The sequence below is a fragment of the Micrococcus sp. LASM2_SD2 genome, from assembly GCF_057364565.1.
The window spans coordinates 1-1,283 of record NZ_JBNFOB010000382.1; the positions used below are offsets into that span (position 1 = coordinate 1).

Sequence of the window (1,283 nt, forward strand, 5' to 3'; positions counted from 1 at the left end):
CTCGCCGGACCCCGGCTGCAGCGCGTGGTCCACCGCCACCGCCCCGACGTGCAGGCCTTCGCCTCCCGCGTTCCGCGCAGGACGGCGGTGAGCACGGCGAGCGCGAGCGAGTCCGCCCCACCCGAGACGGCGAGCAGGACCATCGGAGGCGCGCCGAGAGCCTCCTTGAGCGCGGCCACGCCGCGGTGGACGGCGCCGGGCCAGCGGGTGCGCGGAGGCCACTGCCCCAGCGCCGGCAGTCCTGCCTCCATGCCGCTCACGCCTCGCGGCGGATACGCGCGACCCAGGTGTCCGGGGCGTGGATCTCAGGCTCGGTGGGCAGCAGGGCGGGGTCGTCCCAGACCACGTTGAACCCGTCCATGCCGAGCTCGGCCACGGCGGCGGACACGAACTTCTGCCCGTCCGCGTACTGGCGCATCTTGGCGTCCATGCCGATCAGCCGGCGCACGAACCTCTCCAGCGGAGAGCGCCGGTCCCCGCGGGCGTCGAACCGGCGGCGGATGGTCTTCACAGTCTCCACGACCTCGGCGTCCACGGCGTCCATGACCACGTTCGCGTGGCCCTCGAGCAGGGACATCACCGCGGTCAGGTGGGACATGCGCGCCCGGTCCTCGTCGTCCTGGAGGGCGCTGAGCAGGCCGGGGCGAGGGCCGTCGTCGTCCTTCCGGCCGGGCCGGGCGGAGGCGAGCGCGGTGCGGAGGCGTTCAGGCAGGGAGTCCGACTTGTCGAACATGGCGCCGGTGAGCTCGGTGATGCGCTGCTGGAGGTGGCCGGCCAGCCAGGGGGCGGCGGCGAACTGCACGCGGTGGGTCTGCTCGTGCAGGCACACCCACAGGCGGAAATCCTCCGGGACCACGTTGATCTCGGCGCGCACCTGCGCGACGTTCGGGGCCACCAGCATGAGGCGGCCACCGAAGCCGGACAGGGCGGCGAACGGGTCGTACTGGCCGAGCACCTTGGAACCGAGGAACGCGAGGAGGGCCCCGAGCTCGGCACCGGTGGCGGCGGTGGCGACCGGCGTGGTGGAGGTCGCATACTCCTGGGGCCGGGTGGCGGCGAGGTGGTCGAAGCTCGGGGACAGCAGGGCCTGGAAAGATTGGGTGTTGGCCTTCGCCCAGGTCGCACGGTCCACCACGAGCACCTGGGAGTCCCGCAGGTCCTGCGCGGCCTCGAGCCCGGTGAGGCGGTGCACGTGCGGCACGGACGCCTCGGCGGCGGCGCGCAGCCCCTCAGCTTCGGCCCTGGCCTGCCGCGCGGACATCCGCGGTCCCGGCGGGACGAGG

General features: G+C 74.0%; 1 protein-coding gene and 1 pseudogene. Both read right to left on the reverse strand.

Annotated features, from left to right (window positions below; genetic code table 11):
- Positions 1–251, reverse strand: a pseudogene (locus AC2W7A_RS12540) (hypothetical protein); the annotation flags it as partial.
- Between the two features lie 5 nt (positions 252–256).
- On the reverse strand, positions 257–1,283 hold a 1,027-nt coding region (locus AC2W7A_RS12545), incomplete at its 5' end, for a zinc-dependent metalloprotease (RefSeq protein WP_485991626.1).